18 protein-coding genes are annotated in these 17786 nt (G+C 60.5%); 15 read left to right on the top strand and 3 right to left on the bottom strand.

What is annotated here, in order from left to right; all coding sequences use genetic code 11:
• From ureE to EGY12_RS11380, 6 genes are read left to right on the top strand one after another with little or no spacing between them, the layout of a single operon-like run.
• Window positions 1-597 carry an urease accessory protein UreE gene (gene ureE, locus EGY12_RS11355; RefSeq protein WP_047572557.1) on the top strand — a complete coding sequence of 199 codons (597 nt, stop codon included), beginning with the start codon at window positions 1-3 and terminating at the stop codon, window positions 595-597.
• The gene (locus tag EGY12_RS11360; protein ID WP_123893661.1) at window positions 594-1280 is read left to right on the top strand and encodes an urease accessory protein UreF; all 687 of its coding nucleotides are present in this window, start codon (window positions 594-596) and stop codon (window positions 1278-1280) included. The genes ureE and EGY12_RS11360 overlap by 4 nt, the downstream gene beginning before the upstream one ends.
• Window positions 1281-1298: 18 nt before the next feature.
• The gene (gene ureG / locus EGY12_RS11365) at window positions 1299-1934 is read left to right on the top strand and encodes an urease accessory protein UreG (protein ID WP_019454316.1); all 636 of its coding nucleotides are present in this window, start codon (window positions 1299-1301) and stop codon (window positions 1932-1934) included.
• Entirely contained in the window at window positions 1931-2878 is a 948-nt protein-coding gene (locus EGY12_RS11370; protein WP_123893663.1) for an urease accessory protein UreD, read from the top strand. Before ureG ends, EGY12_RS11370 begins: the two co-directional genes overlap by 4 nt.
• A gap of 19 nt (window positions 2879-2897) precedes the next feature.
• On the top strand, window positions 2898-3875 hold the full coding sequence (gene yut / locus EGY12_RS11375) for an urea transporter (protein WP_123893665.1): 978 nt from the start codon (window positions 2898-2900) through the stop codon (window positions 3873-3875).
• Window positions 3876-3915: 40 nt separating this feature from the next.
• Entirely contained in the window at window positions 3916-4959 is a 1044-nt protein-coding gene (locus tag EGY12_RS11380) for a HoxN/HupN/NixA family nickel/cobalt transporter (protein WP_123893668.1), read from the top strand.
• A 73-nt stretch (window positions 4960-5032) separates the two neighbouring features.
• Here EGY12_RS11380 and EGY12_RS11385 read toward each other — a convergent pair whose 3' ends face one another.
• Together EGY12_RS11385 and fadE are read right to left on the bottom strand one after the other, a co-directional pair.
• Window positions 5033-5185: a Hok/Gef family protein gene (locus tag EGY12_RS11385; RefSeq protein ID WP_123893670.1), complete on the bottom strand. Its 153-nt coding sequence runs from the start codon at window positions 5183-5185 to the stop codon at window positions 5033-5035.
• 283 nt (window positions 5186-5468) lie between these two features.
• Window positions 5469-7925: an acyl-CoA dehydrogenase FadE gene (gene fadE, locus EGY12_RS11390; RefSeq protein ID WP_123893672.1), complete on the bottom strand. Its 2457-nt coding sequence runs from the start codon at window positions 7923-7925 to the stop codon at window positions 5469-5471.
• 246 nt (window positions 7926-8171) lie between these two features.
• Between fadE and lpcA the strand changes: the two genes are divergently transcribed.
• Window positions 8172-8753: a D-sedoheptulose 7-phosphate isomerase gene (gene lpcA / locus EGY12_RS11395; protein ID WP_004930220.1), complete on the top strand. Its 582-nt coding sequence runs from the start codon at window positions 8172-8174 to the stop codon at window positions 8751-8753.
• Window positions 8754-8850: 97 nt separating this feature from the next.
• Window positions 8851-9654, top strand: a complete 804-nt coding sequence (locus tag EGY12_RS11400) for a class II glutamine amidotransferase (RefSeq protein WP_004930222.1) — start codon at window positions 8851-8853, stop codon at window positions 9652-9654.
• Here the strand turns inward: EGY12_RS11400 and dpaA are convergent.
• Window positions 9589-10356 carry a peptidoglycan meso-diaminopimelic acid protein amidase gene (dpaA, locus tag EGY12_RS11405; protein ID WP_123893675.1) on the bottom strand — a complete coding sequence of 256 codons (768 nt, stop codon included), beginning with the start codon at window positions 10354-10356 and terminating at the stop codon, window positions 9589-9591. The two genes, EGY12_RS11400 and dpaA, sit on opposite strands and share 66 nt — an antisense overlap.
• Window positions 10357-10909: 553 nt before the next feature.
• Here dpaA and EGY12_RS11410 point away from each other — a divergent pair.
• From EGY12_RS11410 to EGY12_RS11440, 7 genes are read left to right on the top strand one after another with little or no spacing between them, the layout of a single operon-like run.
• Entirely contained in the window at window positions 10910-12259 is a 1350-nt protein-coding gene (locus EGY12_RS11410; RefSeq protein WP_123893677.1) for a Na(+)-translocating NADH-quinone reductase subunit A, read from the top strand.
• A 3-nt stretch (window positions 12260-12262) separates the two neighbouring features.
• Window positions 12263-13504: an NADH:ubiquinone reductase (Na(+)-transporting) subunit B gene (locus tag EGY12_RS11415; protein WP_123893678.1), complete on the top strand. Its 1242-nt coding sequence runs from the start codon at window positions 12263-12265 to the stop codon at window positions 13502-13504.
• A complete protein-coding gene (locus EGY12_RS11420; protein WP_123893681.1) occupies window positions 13494-14285 on the top strand; it encodes a Na(+)-translocating NADH-quinone reductase subunit C in 792 nt (263 codons plus the stop codon). Before EGY12_RS11415 ends, EGY12_RS11420 begins: the two co-directional genes overlap by 11 nt.
• On the top strand, window positions 14278-14907 hold the full coding sequence (locus tag EGY12_RS11425) for an NADH:ubiquinone reductase (Na(+)-transporting) subunit D (RefSeq protein ID WP_004930232.1): 630 nt from the start codon (window positions 14278-14280) through the stop codon (window positions 14905-14907). The genes EGY12_RS11420 and EGY12_RS11425 overlap by 8 nt, the downstream gene beginning before the upstream one ends.
• Window positions 14908-14913: 6 nt before the next feature.
• Window positions 14914-15510: an NADH:ubiquinone reductase (Na(+)-transporting) subunit E gene (gene nqrE / locus EGY12_RS11430; protein ID WP_015376732.1), complete on the top strand. Its 597-nt coding sequence runs from the start codon at window positions 14914-14916 to the stop codon at window positions 15508-15510.
• 15 nt (window positions 15511-15525) lie between these two features.
• Window positions 15526-16749, top strand: a complete 1224-nt coding sequence (gene nqrF / locus EGY12_RS11435) for an NADH:ubiquinone reductase (Na(+)-transporting) subunit F (RefSeq protein ID WP_123893683.1) — start codon at window positions 15526-15528, stop codon at window positions 16747-16749.
• Window positions 16750-17781, top strand: a complete 1032-nt coding sequence (locus EGY12_RS11440) for an FAD:protein FMN transferase (RefSeq protein WP_123893685.1) — start codon at window positions 16750-16752, stop codon at window positions 17779-17781.
• Window positions 17782-17786 lie beyond the last annotated feature (5 nt).

The raw sequence follows: 17786 nt of genomic DNA on the forward strand, positions 1-17786 counted from the left end.
ATGATCGTGATTGAAAAGATACTCGGCAATATCAAACGGGATGCCGACTGGCGCGAGCGCTTGCAACACGCCTCTCTGGACGTGCTGGCGCTTTCGCAGTGGGAGGCGCAGAAAAGTCGCTGCCGCAAGACCACTCGCGACGGCCAGGATCTCGGCATCTCCCTCGATCGTCATCAGGTGCTGGCCGACGGCGACGTGTTGCTCTGGGACGAAGCGAACCGCAGCGCGGTAGTGGTGCAGATGAACCTGCGCGACGTGATGGTAATTCATCTTGAGTCGCTGTTGGCGACCGATATGGCGACGGTGTTGAAGACCGCGTTCGAACTGGGGCATGCGCTGGGCAACCAGCACTGGAAATCGGTCATCAAAGGGAATCGCATCTTTATTCCGCTGACGGTGGCGACCAAGGTGATGGATTCGGTGATGAAAACCCACGGTTTCCATGCGTTGCCTTATTCGTTCGTGAAGGGCGAAAGCATTTTGCCGCATTTGACCCAGCCCGAAGCGCGCCTGCTGTTCGGTGGCGCGGAGGATTCCGCCACTCATGTGCATGTCGACAGCCCCTTCCTCGGTCAGCATGTGATCAAACTGAAATGAACGCCATCCAGTTGATTCGCATCCTGCAGTTTGCCGACTCGGTGCTGCCGGTGGGGGCGTTCGCCTTTTCCAATGGCGTCGAGTCGGCGATCCAGGCCGGCATCGTGCGCGATGCCGACACGCTGCAATCGTTCACCCGCACCGCCTTGCAACAGGCGGCGGGCGGCGACGGCCGAGCGGTGGCGGCGGCCTGTCGGGCGCTGCAGGCCGGCGATCGCGAGGCGGTGATTGGGCATGACTGGGCGCTGTTCAACCGCAAGCTGAACGAAGAGGGCCGCAACATGGTGGTGCGGATGGGAAAAAAGCTGGCGGAAATGGCAGCGGCCATCTGCGACGAACCCTTGGTGGCCTGGTGGCTTGAACAGATCAAAACCGGTCGCGCCGCCGGCACCTATCCGGTGACGCAGGCGGTGGTGATGACGGCGCTGGGCGCCGGCCCGCGCGAGGTGGCGGTGATGCATCAGTACGGTGTGGCGATGACCATTCTCAGCGCCGCCATGCGCCTGATGCGCGTCACCCATATCGACACCCAACGCATCCTGTTTCAACTCAACCGGGACATCGATGTTTTTTGCGACGAAGCCGAACGCGGCGGCGTTGAACAAATGGCCTCTTACGCGCCAGTGACCGATGTCCTGGCCGCACTGCACGTCGGCGCGTTTACCCGACTGTTCAGCAACTGATAATAAGGAACGATCAGAGTGAAAAAAATTACCCGCATCGGTATCGGCGGCCCGGTAGGCTCGGGCAAGACCGCGATCATTGAAGTCATCACGCCGCGCTTGATCGAGCGGGGCATCAGCCCGTTGATCATCACCAACGACATCGTCACCACCGAAGACGCCAAACAGGTCAAGCGCACGCTCAAGGGGATCCTGGACGAGGAGAAAATCCTGGGCGTGGAAACCGGCGCTTGCCCGCATACCGCCGTGCGCGAGGATCCGAGCATGAATATCGCGGCGGTAGAGGAGATGGAGGCCCGTTTCCCGGAAAGCGACGTAGTAATGATCGAGAGCGGCGGCGATAACCTGACGCTGACCTTCAGCCCGGCGCTGGCGGACTTTTACATCTATGTCATCGACGTCGCCGAAGGGGAAAAGATCCCGCGCAAAAACGGCCCGGGCCTGGTGCAGGCCGACATCCTGGTGATCAACAAAATCGATCTGGCCCCCTATGTCGGTGCCAGCCTGGCGGTGATGGAACACGACACCCGCGTGGTGCGCGGCGAGCGGCCTTATATTCTCACCAACTGCAAAACCGGCGAAGGCATCGACGAGCTGGTGGACATGATCATGCGTGATTTCCTGTTTACCCATGCGCCGTCGGCGGCGGTATGACAGCGGTCAGCGAAGCCGCGAGGCGCGTCGCGCAGCTCGGTGCCGACGCGCCGGAGCTGGCCGATTATCAGGATGAGCCGCCGCAGATGGCCAGCGGCGGTGTGGGCAAAACCGGCTATCTGCGGCTGGGGTTTGCGCTAAGCGGGCATCGCAGCGTGCTGCGGCAGATGGAGCGGCGCGTGCCGTTTCTGGTGCAGCGGGCGCTGTATTGGGATGAAGCGCTGCCGCAGATGCCGTGTGTGTTCGTCATCTCCACCTCGGGGTGCATCTTGCAGGGCGATCGCCTGACGCTCGAGGTGCAGGTCGCTCCCCAGGCCTGCGGGCATGTCACCACCCAGTCGGCGACCAAGATCCACGCCATGGAAAATAATTACGCGGCGCAGATGCAGACGCTGACGCTTGAAGAGGGCAGCTATCTGGAGATGATGCCCGATCCGGTGATCCCCCACTGCGGTTCGCGCTTCATTACCGATACCCGCATTACGCTGCACCCGACGGCGACGCTGCTCTACGGCGAGATCCTGATGTCGGGGCGCAAACACCATCAGGCGGATCGTGGGTTCAGGTTCGACGTGTACTCCTCGCGCATCAGCGCCTGCCGCCCCGAGGGCAAGACGCTGTTTGTCGAACGCTATGTGCTGGAGCCGCATAAACACCCGCTGAACGGGGTCGGCGTGATGGGGCCGTTCGACGTGTTCGGCAATGTGATCCTGCTGACGCCGCCCGAGCACCATCAGCGGATCCTCGATCGCATCGCGCCCCATTATAACGAGGTTGAGGGGATCGCCAGCGGCGTCAGCCGGCTGCCCAACGAGTGCGGGCTGATCTTTAAGGCCCTGGGCAAAGAGGCGCGCCAGGTGAAGGCGGCCATTCGCGTTTTCTGGCGCGTCGCCCGGGAAGAGATCCTGGGCGTGACGCTGCCGGAGCCCTTTATCTGGCGCTAATCTGCAGCGGGAAGCGGTCATGACAACAAGGTGGAGTTGGGGCGGTCTGTGTGCCCACAGCCGGATAGCGGCGGCGGCGGATGCGGTGCTGCGCGGCTGTTCGCAGGTGATGTTTCAAAATAATCCGTTGACAGGATTACTGTTTTTTATCGCCATTTTCGTGGGCGCCTATGAGGAAGGGTTGCCACAGGTGGCCTTCGGCTGTCTGCTGGGCACTGCGTCGGCGACGCTGAGCGCGGCGTGGCTGGTGGACGATCGCACGGCGTTGCGCTCTGGTCTGTATGGCTACAACGGTTGCCTGGTCGGTGCCGCGCTGCCGACCTTTTTGCTGCCCTCGGCCTGGCTGTGGACCGGCGTGATGTTCAGCAGTGCGATCTCGGTGATCGTCACCGTTGGCCTCAATCGGCTGTTGCGCACCTGGAAGATCGCGGCGCTGACGGCGCCTTTCGTGCTGACCACCTGGACGGTGCTGCTGGCCAGCTATCCGTTCAGCCATCTGCGACATGTACGGTTGCCGGCGGCGGCTATCCCGGCCGCCGGTGCTGTGTTCAACGCACATCCCGGCGTGGCGGAAATGCTGAGCGGCGCGCTACACGGCGTGTCCCAGGTCTTTTTGTGCAGCAGCGTGAGCGGTGGCCTGCTGCTGTTGATCGGGCTGGCGGTTTCGTCGCCGCGCGCGATGCTGCTGGGTTTTTTCGGCGCGTTGCTGGCGGTGGCCACATCGCTGGCGATCGGCGCCGATCCGCAGGTGGTTTTCGCTGGGCTGTACGCCTTCAGCGCAGTGCTGACGGCGGTGGCGCTGGGATCCGTCTTCAACCCGCCCGGCCGGCGGGTGCTGATCTATACGCTGCTCGGCGTGATTTTTACGGTGCTGGTGCAGGGCGCGTTCAATACCCTGCTGGCCCCGCTGGGCATACCGTCGTTGACCATGCCGTTCGTGATCGCGTCCTGGCTGTTTTTGAGCGCCAATCCGGCGGTGATCGCGGCGCGGCGCTAATCCATTGATTTGAACATAACGATAAAACAGGAGTGTGGATATGGCGGTAGTTTCCGAAGGATTGCATGGTGCGGCCCGGCGACGGGCGGTATCCCTGTTGCTGGGGCTGGTGGCGGTCAACGTCATCGTTTGGCTGCTGGCGCTGGCGGTGTTCAAAGACAATGCCGCGCTGATGGGCACCGCCTTGCTGGCCTACAGTTTTGGCCTGCGCCATGCGGTGGATGCCGATCACATCGCCGCGATCGACAACGTGACCCGCAAGCTGATGCAGCAGGGCAAAACGCCGGTGGCGGTCGGCACCTTTTTCTCGCTCGGCCACTCGACCATCGTGGTGCTGGCCTCGGCTGCGATTGCCGCAACGGCGATGATGTTCAGCCGCCAGATGGGCTGGTTTCACGAAACCGGCGGCTTGATCGGCACGCTGGTGTCCTCGTTGTTTTTGCTGACGGTGGCCTTTATCAATCTGCTGGTGCTGATCTCCGTGTGGCGTACTTTCCGGCAGGTGAAGGCGGGCGAGTTGCCTGCGCATCAATCGCTGGATTTGCTGATGAGCGGCGGCGGTGTGCTGGCGCGCTGTTTCCGCCCGCTGTTCAGGCTGGTGAACCAGAGCTGGCACATGTACCTGGTGGGCTTCTTGTTTGGCCTGGGCTTCGACACCGCCACCGAGGTCGGGCTGCTGGGGATTTCGGCCGCCGGTGCGGGCCATGGCATGAATCTGTGGAGCATCATGCTGTTCCCGGCGCTGTTCGCCGCCGGGATGGCGCTGATCGACTCCATCGACAACTTCGTGATGATTGGCGCTTACGGTTGGGCGTTCTCCAAACCGATCCGCAAGTTGTACTACAACATGACCATCACGGCGGCGTCGGTGATCATCGCGGTGTTTATCGGCGGTATCGAAGCGCTTGGGCTTATCGCCGACAAGCTGGCGCTGTCCGGCCCGCTGTGGGACGCCGTCGCGCGGCTCAACGAACATCTGGGGGAAATGGGCTATTGGGTGATCGCCGTGTTCATCTTCTGCTGGCTGGTGTCGGTGGTGAATTACCGCCTGCGCGGCTACGACAAACTGACGGTCAGCGGTTGAAAAGGCGGGTGCTCGTGGATCCAGCCTGACACCATCAGCCAACGGGCGGGGCGAACCCCGCCGTTGGGTTGCCTTACCGTTCGGGTTCGTAAGCCAAAGTGGCCGCAACCTCCGAGTCTCCCAGCCTGATGCGCAGTTCGCACAGCGAACCGCGGGTTAGCCAGATGAACGCGATCAGCGTCATACAGACGATCACCAGCTTAAGTACGACCCGTTTTTGCTGCATTTTTGACCTCCTTATCCTTGCCTTGCGGCGGGTAAGAGGCTAACCTGATGTTGCTTGGCATCAGAGTGGCCTCGGGTTGATAATATCGACTCGGGGCCTTTCTCTCCTTTGCCAAGGCTCCGGACAGAAAGATCCAGAGCACCCGCCGCGCAGTCTACTCGAACTTCCTTCCCGTGAAATCCGCCGCTGCGTCAACCTGCGGCGCGCTGCGCAGTTTGTGATGCAAGAAAAGAAAAAGGGGCGATGATGATCGCCCCTTGGATGCGTGAAGTTCGAATTGGCGTTAAGCCGCTTCGGTCTGCTGTTGGCGCTTAGAGTGCGCCGCCGGCTTTTCCGGCTTGGCGGCCGCCAGCGCATCCGGCGCAAAGTCGTCCACGTTGATGGAGCGCAGACGGCTCTCTTCGGCTTTCACCAGAATTTTCGCTTCGTCGGCGCTGATCTTGCCTTCTTCCAGCGCGCGTTCCGCCAAACGATCCAGACGGGTGAACGGCAGGTTTTTGCCGACCGCCTTGCACAGACGTTCGTGAATCGGCTCGGCGGCCATCACGTCGGCCAGCGCCGCTTCCAGCAGGCCGATTGGGTTATGTTCGCTCGGCGTCAGGTACTGGCCGCGCCCCAGACGGCTGCGGGTAGCGGAAGGCACCTGCAGGATCTTGGCCAACTGGTGATCCAGACGATCGGACGGTGCGGTATGCACACGGCCGAACGGGAAGACCACGAAGCGCATCGCGCCGGCGATAAAGCGGTTCGGGAAGTTACGCAGCAGGTCATCCAGCGCCTGTTCGGCTTTATGCAGGCTGTCTTGCACGCCCCAATGCACCAGCGGCAGATCTTCTTTCTGACGGCCTTCGTCGTCAAAGCGTTTCAGCACGGCGGAAGCCAAATACATCTGGCTGAGGATGTCCCCCAGGCGGGCGGAGATGCGCTCGCGGCGCTTCAGGCTGCCGCCCAGCACGCCCATGGAAACGTCCGACAGCAGCGCCAGGTTGGCGCTCAGGCGGTTCAGCTGCTGATAGTAACGACGGGTTGCGTCCTTGGTCGGCGTGGCGCTGGTGCGGCCGTTGGTCAGGCCCAGCCAGAAGCTGCGTACCTTGTTGCTGCCGACGTGGCCCAGATGGCCGAACAGCGATTTATCGAAGGCGTTCAGATCGTTGCTCTGCGCCGCCGCCATTTCATCCAGCACATAAGGATGGCAGCGGATCGCGCCTTGACCGAAGATCATCATGGTGCGGGTCAGGATGTTCGCGCCTTCCACCGTGATGGCGATCGGAGCGCCCTGATAGGCGCGAGCCAGGAAGTTGGATTCGCCGAGCATGATGCCTTTACCGCCGGCGATGTCCATGGCGTCAACGATCGACTGCTGGCCGCGGTGCGTACAGTGGTATTTGACGATGGCCGACAGCACGGCCGGCTTCTCGCCCTGCACCAGCGCATAGGTGATCAGCGAAGCGGCGGCGTCCATCACATAGGTGTTGCCGGCGATGCGTGCCAACGGCTCTTCGATACCCTCCATCTTGCCGATGGAGATCTTGAACTGACGGCGAATGTGCGCGTAGGCGCCGGTCGCCAGGGCGATGGATTTCAGGCTGCCGGTAGAGTTGGACGGCAAGGTGATGCCGCGACCGACCGACAGGCACTCAACCAGCATGCGCCAGCCCTGGCCGGCCATTTTCGGGCCGCCGATGATGTAATCGATCGGCACGAACACGTCGGTGCCGCGGGTCGGGCCGTTTTGGAACGGCACGTTCAGCGGGAAATGGCGGTTGCCGATTTCCACGCCCGGCGTGCTGGTCGGGATCAGCGCACAGGTGATGCCCGGGGATTCGTTGTCGCTCAGCAGGCGGTTCGGGTCATGCAATTTGAACGCCAGACCCAGTACGGTGGCGACCGGTGCCAGCGTGATGTAGCGTTTGTTCCAGGTAAGGCGCATGCCCAGCACCTGCTTGCCTTGCCATTCGCCCATGCACACGGTGCCGACGTCCGGAATGGCACCGGCATCAGAACCCGCTTCCGGGCTGGTCAGCGCGAAGCAAGGGATCTCGTCGCCGCGCGCCAGGCCCGGCAGGTAGTGGTTTTTCTGTTCTTCGGTGCCGTAGTGTTGCAGCAGTTCACCTGGGCCGAGGGAGTTCGGCACGCCGACGGTGATAGCCAGGATGCCGGAAACGCCGGCCAGTTTTTGCAGCACCATCGCCTGAGCGTAAGGGGAGAATTCCAGACCGCCGTACTCTTTTTTGATGATCATCGCGAAGAAACGGTGTTCTTTCAGGTACGCCCAGAGTTCAGGCGGCAGATCGGCCAGTTCATGGGTGATCTGGAAGTCGTTGGCCATGCGGCAGGCTTCTTCCACCGGGCCGTCGATAAACGCCTGCTCTTCTTCCGTCAGGCGCGGTTTCGGGTAGTTGTGCAGCTTGTTCCAGTCCGGCGCACCGCGGAACAGATCGCCCTCCCACCAGGTGGTGCCGGCGTCGATCGCCTCCTTCTCGGTGGTGGACATCGGTGGCATCACCTTGCGGAAGGCGCGCAGCGCCGGTGCGGAGAGCAGGGAGCGACGCAGGGAGGAAAGGTTCAGCGGCAGCAGCACGATCGCCAGCGGCAGCAACAGCCAGAAGCTCCACAGGCCGATCGCACCCATGGCGGCGGTGTACGCCACCAGGATCAGGCTGCTGAGGGTAAGGTTCACTCGGTGGTAGAACACCACGCCGAGGAGAGCCAGTAAAACGACAATACTAAGAACCATCATAAGAAGCTCCGAAGTAGTAAGAGGTCTGACCTGTTGTGTGTATGTAATAGGTTTTAGTACAAGGCAGAATTTTTATCAATGCGTTTACAGTTTAATTACAACTCAGGTCACAAACTGACAGCACCAATCATCAAAAACCTCTCCGCTTCCTTAACCGGCGCGCTGTTTGGCTGAGAATGCTTCTCGCTGTTTCCGCGATCCGGTACACTGCGGAGCGGAAGATTTGACGATAACAAGAGGTTCCTCATGTACCACGACCTTATTCGCAGTGAACTGAACGAAGCGGCTGATACCCTGGCGAAATTTATTAATGACGACGCCAACATCGACGCCATACAACGTGCGGCGGTGCTGCTGGCGGATTCCTTCAAAGCCGGCGGTAAAGTGATTTCCTGCGGCAACGGCGGTTCCCATTGCGACGCGATGCACTTCGCCGAAGAGCTGACCGGCCGCTACCGTGAAAACCGTCCGGGCTACCCGGCGATTGCCATCTCGGACGTGAGCCATCTGTCCTGCGTCAGCAACGACTTCGGCTATGAGTACGTGTTCTCTCGCTATGTGGAAGCGGTAGGCCGCGAAGGTGACGTACTGCTGGGCATTTCCACCTCCGGCAACTCCGGCAACATCATCAAGGCCATCGACGCAGCGCGCGCCAAGGGGATGAAAGTGATCACCCTGACCGGCAAGGACGGCGGCAAGATGGCGGGTTCCGCCGATGTGGAAATTCGCGTGCCGCACTTCGGTTACGCTGACCGCATTCAGGAAATCCACATCAAAGCGATTCACATCTTGATTCAGCTGATCGAAAAAGAGATGGTTAAGGCTTGATAGCCTTTGGGGGGCTGCGGCTCCCCATGAATGAGACTGCGGGTGCTGCATGGCGCGCCCGCACAGCCTGTGTCAGTGTGGTTAAGGAGTGCTGGCGATGTGTGAACTGCTCGGGATGAGCGCAAACGTACCGACCGATATCTGCTTCAGCTTTACCGGCCTGGTACAGCGCGGCGGCCGTACCGGGCCGCATAAGGATGGCTGGGGCATTACCTTCTATGAAGGGAACGGTTGCCGCACATTCAAGGATCCGCAGCCGAGCTTCAACTCGCCGATCGCCCGCTTGGTGCAGGACTACCCGATCAAATCCTGCGCGGTGGTGTCCCATATTCGTCAGGCCAACCGTGGCGAAGTGGCGTTGGAAAACACCCATCCGTTTACCCGCGAACTGTGGGGCCGCAACTGGACCTACGCGCACAACGGCCAATTGAAAGGCTATCGTCAACTGGATACAGGCACGTTTCGCCCGGTCGGCCAGACCGACAGCGAATATGCGTTCTGCTGGCTGCTGCATCAGCTGGCGCTGAAATACCCGCGCACCCCGAGCCAGTGGCCGGCGGTTTTCCGCTACATCGGTCTGTTGGCGAGCCAGCTGCGCAAGAAAGGGGTGTTCAACATGCTGTTGTCGGATGGGCGCTTCGTGATGGCCTATTGCTCCACCAACCTGTATTGGATCACGCGCCGCGCGCCGTTCGGCAAGGCGACGCTGCTCGATCAGGATGTGGAAATCGATTTTCAGCAGCAGACCACACCGAACGATGTGGTCACGGTGATCGCCACCCAACCGCTGACCGCCAACGAAACCTGGCACAAGATTGAGCCAGGCGAGTTCGCGTTATTTCACTTCGGTGAGCGGCTTGTTCTGAGCGAAGGGGTTGGTGTTGGGCGTCGGGCTGGCTGACGCGTACTGCGTCATCTGGCCGCTGCTCATCAACGGTTGACCCAGCACATACTGGCCGTTGTCCACGGTCATCATCGGCGGCTGGTGGTTCTTCGCGAAGTAATCGTAACCCGGCTTCAGCTGGCGCCAGAAGGCGATATAGCTGGATGACGCATGGCGTTTAAGGTTCTGCTCGGTCATGCGGAACGGGTAGATGCTGATGTCGACGCGGCTTTGCCCATAGGCGAAGGCAGCTTCGACGTAGCGATAGATCTCATCCATATAGGTGTTGGTCATCGCGTAACAACCGATCGATTTACATTCGCCGTGGATCATCAGATAAGCGCCGGAATAACCCTGCGATTTATCGTAATCATTAGGGAAACCGATATTGATTGCCCGATAATACTTGCTGTCGGGTTTCAGATGGCGCGCGTCAACGCTATAAAAGCCTTCCGGACTTTTAAAGTCGCCTTCACGGCGTTTAGGACCCAGCCCACCGGAGAAATTACAGATCGGGAACGTGTTGACCAAGCGGAATTCATTGCCCATTCTGGCATACAATTCCAGCTTGCGTTCCTCTTTGAAGATCTGAATATAGACCGGCGAACCCAATAATTGCTGTTTAACTACCGGCGCTTCGGGTACCTGCTCGCTGGCGCTGCAGGCCGTGATCATCGGCATAGAAACAAGCATCGCAAACAACAGCGCGATTTTGCTCATTATTATTCCTGCTTATATTTATCTGCCGGCGCAATGACGTTGGTCGGCATGCCACTGATTATTGTTTTTACTGCTGCAAAACACCGCCAGATTACCAGCGCGTTTATTTTTAGCAATACGTGATATGTATAAAAAAACGACAAAGCTCGATAAAAGTGAAATGACCGGCAGATTTTAACGATAAGTAGTGAAAAACAGGCGAAATTTAATTGCGTTTGCTTGACCCAAGTCACTACGGAACGCAGAACAATGTTGCGAACAATGTTAATATTCCCCCTTCAATTTAACGCGCTGTGGCGATTGAAGCGGCAAGAGTTATTGCATATAACCCGGCCGTTTCGATGGTTATTTAGCTACATGCCGTTAACACATCGACTGCCGCGCAAACAACGGAAAGGGGGAATCAAGGGAATGCGCGTTACCCCAATTTTTCACTGCGAGAAAGTTCATGTTGGGTGTGCCGCCATGCGCACTGCCCGGCAATCCTGGCATCGTCAGCACCCGCCTCTGGGGCCGGTCAGACGTGTAAATCAAACTACATCGTATAAATCCTATGATTAAGATCAGAAAAGGGTTAGATCTGCCGATAGCCGGGGCTCCGGTTCAGGCGATCCAAGATGGCCCGAACATTCAGCATGTCGCCCTGCTTGGGGAAGAGTATGTCGGAATGCGTCCCTCCATGCTGGTGCAGGAAGGCGATACCGTTAAGAAAGGCCAGGCGTTGTTCGAAGATAAGAAAAACCCCGGGGTTTTCTTCACGGCTCCCGCCAGCGGCCGCATCGCCGCGATTAACCGCGGCGAGCGGCGCGTATTGCAATCGGTGGTGATTGCGCTGGAAAACGGCGGCGACGATCAGCTCGAATTTGCGCACTACCCACCGGGTGAATTGACCCAATTGCCGCGCGAACAGGTCGAGAGCGAACTGATCGCCAGCGGCCTGTGGACCGCGCTGCGCACCCGTCCGTTCAGCAAAACGCCGAGTCCCGGCAGCGAAGCGCGCGCCATTTTCGTCACCGCAATGGATACCCAACCGTTGGCTGCCGATCCGCAGGTGATCATCGCCGAACAGCAGGCGGCGTTCAACGCCGGGCTGGTGGTGTTGGCGCGCCTGACGGCGGGCAAGGTGCACGTGTGCCACGCTGCCGGCGCCTCCGTTGGCCAGCAGAGCAGCCCGCAGATCGCCTACAGCGAATTCGCCGGCCCGCATCCCGCCGGGCTGGTGGGTACCCACATTCACTTTCTTGAACCGGTCAGCCTGAAGAAAACCGTTTGGCACATCGGCTACCAGGACGTCATCGCCATCGGCACGCTGTTCACCACCGGTAAGCTCGATACCCGCCGGGTCGTGGCGCTGGCCGGGCCGCAGGTGGTGCAGCCGGCGCTGCTGCGCACCCGCCTGGGCGCCAGCCTCGATGAGCTGACCGCCGGCCGCCTGAAAAACGGCGAGAACCGAGTGATCTCCGGTTCGGTGTTGAACGGCATGCACGCCGCCGGGCCGAACGCCTGGCTCGGCCGCTTCCACTCGCAGGTGTCGGTGCTGGAAGAAGGGCGCGACAAAGAGCTGTTCGGTTGGATCGTGCCTTCGCCGAACAAGTTCTCCATTACCCGCACTACGCTGGGTCACTTCCTGAAGAACAAACTGTTCGCCTTCTCGACCACCACCCACGGCGGCGAGCGCGCCATGGTGCCGATCGGCAACTACGAGCGGGTGATGCCGCTGGATATTTTGCCGACGCTGCTGCTGCGCGATCTGCTGGCGGGCGACAGCGACAGCGCGCAGGCGTTGGGTTGCCTGGAACTGGACGAGGAAGATCTGGCGCTGTGCACCTTCGTTTGCCCCGGCAAGTATGAGTACGCGCCGGTGCTGCGCGAGGTGCTGACCAAGATTGAGCAGGAAGGATAACCGATGGGCCTGAAGAATTATTTTGAGAAGATAGAGCATCACTTCACGCCGGGCGGCAAACTGGAAAAGTGGTATCCGCTGTATGAAGCGACCACCACGGTGTTTTATACCCCCGGCACGGTGACGCGCGGCGCTTCGCACGTGCGCGACGCCATCGATTTGAAACGCATGATGATCCTGGTGTGGCTGGCGGTATTCCCGGCGATGTTCTGGGGCATGTACAACGTCGGCCAGCAGGCGATCCCGGCGTTGCACCATCTGTACAGCGGCGACGAGCTGCAACAGGTGCTGGCGGGCGACTGGCATTATCGCCTGGCGCAGTGGCTCGGCGCCTCGCTGGCGGCCGACGCCGGCTGGATCAGCAAGATGGTGCTGGGCGCCTGTTACTTCCTGCCGATCTACGCCGTGGTGTTTGTCGTCGGCGGCTTTTGGGAAGTGCTGTTCGCCATTATCCGCAAGCATGAGGTGAACGAAGGCTTCTTCGTCACCTCTATCTTGTTCGCGCTGATCGTGCCGCCGACCTTGCCGCTGTGGCAGGCCGCGCTGGGTATCACCTTCGGCGTGGTGGTGGCCAAAGAGATCTTTGGCGGCACCGGGCGCAACTTCCTCAACCCGGCGCTGGCCGGCCGCGCCTTCCTGTTCTTCGCCTATCCGGCGCAGATCTCCGGCGATCTGGTGTGGACCTCTGCTGACGGTTTCTCCGGCGCGACGCCGCTGGCGCAGTGGAGTGCCGGCGGGGCGCACAGCCTGAGCAACGTGGCCACCGGTCAGTCCATCAGCTGGATGGACGCTTTCCTGGGCAACATCCCCGGCTCCATCGGTGAAGTCTCCACGCTAATGATCCTGATCGGCGGGGCGATTATTCTGTTCGGCCGCGTGGCCTCCTGGCGCATCGTCGCCGGCGTGATGCTTGGCATGGTGGCTTCCGCCCTGTTGTTCAACGCTATCGGTTCCGATACCAACCCGATGTTCGCCATGCCGTGGTATTGGCATCTGGTGCTGGGCGGTTTCGCCTTCGGCATGATCTTTATGGCGACCGACCCGGTTTCCGCCTCCTTCACCAACAAGGGGAAATGGTGGTACGGCATTCTGATCGGCGTGATGTGCGTGCTGATCCGGGTGGTCAACCCCGCCTATCCGGAAGGCATGATGCTGGCGATCCTGTTCGCCAACCTGTTCGCACCGCTGTTCGATTATCTGGTGGTGCAGGCCAACATCAAGCGGAGAAAAGCCCGTGGCGAATGAAGCGAAAAACGACGGCATCGGTAAAACGCTGCTGGTAGTACTGCTGCTGTGTCTGGTGTGTTCCGTGGTGGTGGCGGGCTCCGCCGTCGGCCTGAAGTCCAAACAGCAGGAGCAAAAGCTGCTCGACAAGCAGCGCAATATTCTCGACGTAGCCGGCCTGTTGCAGCCGAAAATGGAGAGCGAGCAGGTCAAGAGTCTTTACAGCGAACGCATCGAACCGCGCCTGGTGGATCTGAACAGCGGCGAGTTTGTCGCCGGCAAGGCGGCGTTCGATCTGGGCGCCGCGCTGCGCGACGACGCCAAAAGCGTGGCGCTGGCGGCGGGCGACGATCCGGCCGGCATCAAGCGCCGCAGCAACCAGGCGGAAATCTACCTGGTGCGCGATGAAAGCGGCCAGGTGAACAAGATTGTGCTGCCGGTATACGGCACCGGCCTGTGGTCGATGATGTACGCTTTCGTGGCGCTGGATAACGACGGCAATACGGTCAAAGGCATCACCTACTACGACCAGGGGGAAACCCCGGGGCTGGGCGGTGAGGTCGAGAACCCGTCCTGGCGCCAGCAGTGGGTCGGCAAGCAGCTGTTCGACGACAACGGCCAGCCGGCGATCCGCGTGGTGAAAGGCGGCGCGCGTCAGGGGGATGTGCACGGGGTGGACGGCCTGTCCGGCGCCACGCTGACCTCCAACGGCGTGCAGCATACGTTTGATTTCTGGTTGGGCGAGCACGGCTTCGGCCCGTTCCTGAAAAAAGTTCGTGAAGGAGCGCTGAAAAATGGCTGATTCCAAAGAGATAAAGCGGGTCCTGCTGGGGCCGCTGTTCGACAATAACCCGATCGCCCTGCAGGTGTTAGGCGTTTGTTCTGCGCTGGCGGTGACCACCAAGCTGGAGACGGCGGTGGTGATGACCATTGCGGTGACGCTGGTCACGGCGTTCTCCAGCTTCTTCATCTCACTGATCCGTCACCATATTCCCAACAGCGTGCGTATCATCGTACAGATGGCGATCATCGCCTCGCTGGTGATCGTGGTCGATCAGCTGTTGCGCGCCTATGCGTTCGAGATCTCCAAGCAGCTGTCGGTGTTCGTCGGCCTGATCATCACCAACTGTATCGTGATGGGGCGCGCCGAGGCTTACGCCATGAAGTCGCCGCCGATCGAGAGTTTTATGGACGGCATCGGCAACGGGCTGGGCTACGGGGTGATCCTGGTGCTGGTCGGTTTCCTGCGCGAGCTGATTGGCTCCGGCAAGCTGTTCGGCGTCCCGGTGCTGGAAACGGTGCAGAACGGCGGCTGGTATCAGCCGAACGGCCTGTTCCTGCTGGCACCGAGTGCGTTCTTCATCATCGGCCTGCTGATCTGGGTGCTGCGCACCTTGAAGCCGGCGCAGATCGAAAAGGAGTAAAGGCCGATGGAACACTATATCAGCCTGTTTGTGCGCGCGGTGTTCGTTGAGAACATGGCGCTGGCGTTCTTCCTCGGGATGTGTACCTTCCTGGCGGTCTCGAAGAAGGTGTCGACCGCCTTTGGCCTGGGCATCGCGGTGACCATCGTCCTCGGCATTTCGGTGCCGGTGAACAACCTGGTCTACAACCTGATCCTGCGCGACGGCGCGCTGGTGGAAGGCGTTGATCTGAGCTTCCTCAACTTCATCACCTTCATCGGCGTGATCGCCGCGCTGGTGCAGATTCTGGAGATGATCCTCGATCGCTTCTTCCCGTCGCTGTACAACGCGCTCGGCATCTTCCTGCCGCTCATCACCGTGAACTGCGCCATCTTCGGCGGCGTGTCCTTCATGGTACAGCGCGACTACAACTTCGCCGAATCGGTGGTGTACGGCATCGGTTCCGGCACCGGCTGGATGCTGGCGATCGTCGCCATGGCGGGGATCCGCGAAAAACTCAAGTATGCCAACGTGCCGGCGGGATTGCGCGGCCTGGGCATTACCTTTATCACCACCGGACTGATGGCGCTGGGCTTCATGTCCTTCTCCGGTGTTCAGTTGTAAAGGCGGGAAGAATTTATGGAAATTATTTTAGGCGTAGCCATGTTCACCGCCATTGTGATGGTGCTGGTGTTGCTGATCCTGTTCGCCAAGTCAAAGCTGGTGAATACCGGCGACATCGCGGTGGAGATCAACGGCGATCTGGATAAGAGCTTCCATGCGCCGGCGGGCGACAAACTGCTCAACGTGCTCTCCAGCCAGGGGATCTTCGTCTCCTCGGCCTGCGGCGGCGGCGGCTCCTGTGGCCAGTGCCGGGTGGTGATCAAAGAGGGCGGCGGCGATATCCTGCCGACCGAGCTTTCGCACATCAACAAGCGCGAAGCGAAAGAGGGTTGCCGCCTGGCGTGCCAGGTGAACGTGAAGCAAAACCTGAAGATCGAGCTACCGGAAGAGATTTTCGGCGTGAAGAAATGGGAGTGCGAGGTTATCTCCAATGATAACAAAGCCACCTTTATCAAAGAGCTGAAGCTGAAGATCCCCGACGGCGAAGACGTGCCGTTCCGCGCGGGCGGCTTCATCCAGATCGAAGCGCCGGCGCACGATATCAGCTATGCCGACTTCGACGTGCCGCAGGAGTATCGCGGCGACTGGGACAAATTCAACCTGTTCCGCTACCGTTCGACGGTGAACGACACCACGGTGCGCGCCTACTCGATGGCCAACTACCCGGAAGAGAAGGGCATCATCATGCTCAACGTGCGTATCGCCACGCCGCCGCCGAACAATCCGGACGTGCCGCCGGGCATCATGTCTTCCTATATCTGGTCGCTGAAGCCGGGCGACAAGGTGACTATCTCCGGGCCGTTCGGCGAATTCTTCGCCAAGGAAACCGACGCCGAAATGATCTTTATCGGCGGCGGCGCGGGCATGGCGCCGATGCGTTCGCACATCTTCGATCAGCTCAAGCGCCTGAACTCGAAGCGCAAGATCACTTTCTGGTACGGCGCGCGTTCGCTGCGCGAGATGTTCTATGAAGACGACTTCAACCAGCTGCAGGCGGAGAACGAAAACTTCACCTGGCATGTGGCGCTGTCGGATCCGCAGCCGGAAGATAACTGGACCGGCTACACCGGCTTTATCCATAATGTTCTGCTGGAGAACTATCTGAAGAACCACCCGGCGCCGGAGGACTGCGAGTTTTACATGTGCGGGCCGCCGATGATGAACGCTGCGGTGATCAAGATGCTGAAAGATCTGGGCGTCGAAGACGAAAACATCATGCTGGATGACTTTGGTGGCTAAATGCGCGCATTGGCGATGAAGAACTGGCTGACGGGCGTGGCGCTGAGCGCCACCCTGCTGCTGACCGGCTGCGGGCCGGAACAGGTGGATCTGACGGGTAAAACCATGGGCACCTCGTATTCGATCCGTTACGTGACCGGCGACGACACGCCGTCGGCGCGCGAGATGCAGGCGGAGATCGACAAACGGCTGGAACAGGTGAACGACCAGATGTCCACCTACCGACCGGACTCCGAGTTGAGCCGCTTCAACGCCAGCCGCGATATTGACCGGCCGTTCCCGGTTTCGCCGGCGACCGCCGTGGTAGTGCGCGAAGCGTTGCGCATCAACCGCGTGACCGATGGCGCGCTGGACGTGACCGTCGGGCCGCTGGTCAACCTGTGGGGCTTCGGCCCGGAAGGGCGGCCGGACAAAGTGCCGAGCGAGGCGGAGCTGGCGCACCGCCGCGCCTGGACCGGCGCCGATAAACTGACGGTGCAGGGCAGCGCGCTGGTGAAAAGTATCCCCGAGCTGTATGTCGATCTGTCGTCGATCGCCAAAGGATACGGCGTGGACGTGGTGGCGGAGTATCTGCAATCGCAACATGTGCAAAATTACATGGTGGACATCGGTGGTGAAGTCCGCACCCGCGGGCGCAACGGCGAGCAAAAGCCGTGGCGCATCGCCATCGAGCGCCCGACCGCCGGTGCGCAGCAGCAGGCGCAGTTGGTGATCCAGCCAGGGGAGATGTCGATCGCCACCTCGGGTGACTATCGCAACTACTTCGAGCAGGACGGGGTGCGCTATTCGCACACCATCGATCCTATCACCGGCCGGCCGATCAACCACCGCCTGGTGTCGATCACCGTGCTGAGCCCGACCTGTATGACCGCCGACGGTCTGTCCACCGGCCTGAACGTGATGGGGCCGGAGCGCGGCCTGGCGCTGGCCAATCTGCTCGGTATCCCGGTGTTCATGATCGTGAAAACCGCCGACGGGTTTGAGGAGCGTTATTCGGACGCGTTCAAACCCTATCTGAAAAAGAGTTCGTGAGGTTG

The organism is Serratia sp. FDAARGOS_506 (genome assembly GCF_003812745.1).
Lineage (GTDB): Bacteria > Pseudomonadota > Gammaproteobacteria > Enterobacterales > Enterobacteriaceae > Serratia.

Excerpts from the sequence above, each read along its gene's own strand:
- EGY12_RS11385 (WP_123893670.1), bottom strand. The coding sequence starts at position 5,185 with ATGCAGCAAAAACGGGTCGTACTTAAGCTGGTGATCGTCTGTATGACG.
- ureE (WP_047572557.1), top strand. The coding sequence starts at position 1 with ATGATCGTGATTGAAAAGATACTCGGCAATATCAAACGGGATGCCGAC.
- dpaA (WP_123893675.1), bottom strand. The coding sequence starts at position 10,356 with ATGAGCAAAATCGCGCTGTTGTTTGCGATGCTTGTTTCTATGCCGATG.
- EGY12_RS11415 (WP_123893678.1), top strand. The coding sequence starts at position 12,263 with ATGGGCCTGAAGAATTATTTTGAGAAGATAGAGCATCACTTCACGCCG.
- EGY12_RS11360 (WP_123893661.1), top strand. The coding sequence starts at position 594 with ATGAACGCCATCCAGTTGATTCGCATCCTGCAGTTTGCCGACTCGGTG.
- EGY12_RS11370 (WP_123893663.1), top strand. The coding sequence starts at position 1,931 with ATGACAGCGGTCAGCGAAGCCGCGAGGCGCGTCGCGCAGCTCGGTGCC.
- fadE (WP_123893672.1), bottom strand. The coding sequence starts at position 7,925 with ATGATGGTTCTTAGTATTGTCGTTTTACTGGCTCTCCTCGGCGTGGTG.
- nqrF (WP_123893683.1), top strand. The coding sequence starts at position 15,526 with ATGGAAATTATTTTAGGCGTAGCCATGTTCACCGCCATTGTGATGGTG.
- nqrE (WP_015376732.1), top strand. The coding sequence starts at position 14,914 with ATGGAACACTATATCAGCCTGTTTGTGCGCGCGGTGTTCGTTGAGAAC.
- EGY12_RS11440 (WP_123893685.1), top strand. The coding sequence starts at position 16,750 with ATGCGCGCATTGGCGATGAAGAACTGGCTGACGGGCGTGGCGCTGAGC.
- EGY12_RS11400 (WP_004930222.1), top strand. The coding sequence starts at position 8,851 with ATGTGTGAACTGCTCGGGATGAGCGCAAACGTACCGACCGATATCTGC.
- EGY12_RS11380 (WP_123893668.1), top strand. The coding sequence starts at position 3,916 with ATGGCGGTAGTTTCCGAAGGATTGCATGGTGCGGCCCGGCGACGGGCG.
- EGY12_RS11410 (WP_123893677.1), top strand. The coding sequence starts at position 10,910 with ATGATTAAGATCAGAAAAGGGTTAGATCTGCCGATAGCCGGGGCTCCG.
- yut (WP_123893665.1), top strand. The coding sequence starts at position 2,898 with ATGACAACAAGGTGGAGTTGGGGCGGTCTGTGTGCCCACAGCCGGATA.
- EGY12_RS11425 (WP_004930232.1), top strand. The coding sequence starts at position 14,278 with ATGGCTGATTCCAAAGAGATAAAGCGGGTCCTGCTGGGGCCGCTGTTC.
- lpcA (WP_004930220.1), top strand. The coding sequence starts at position 8,172 with ATGTACCACGACCTTATTCGCAGTGAACTGAACGAAGCGGCTGATACC.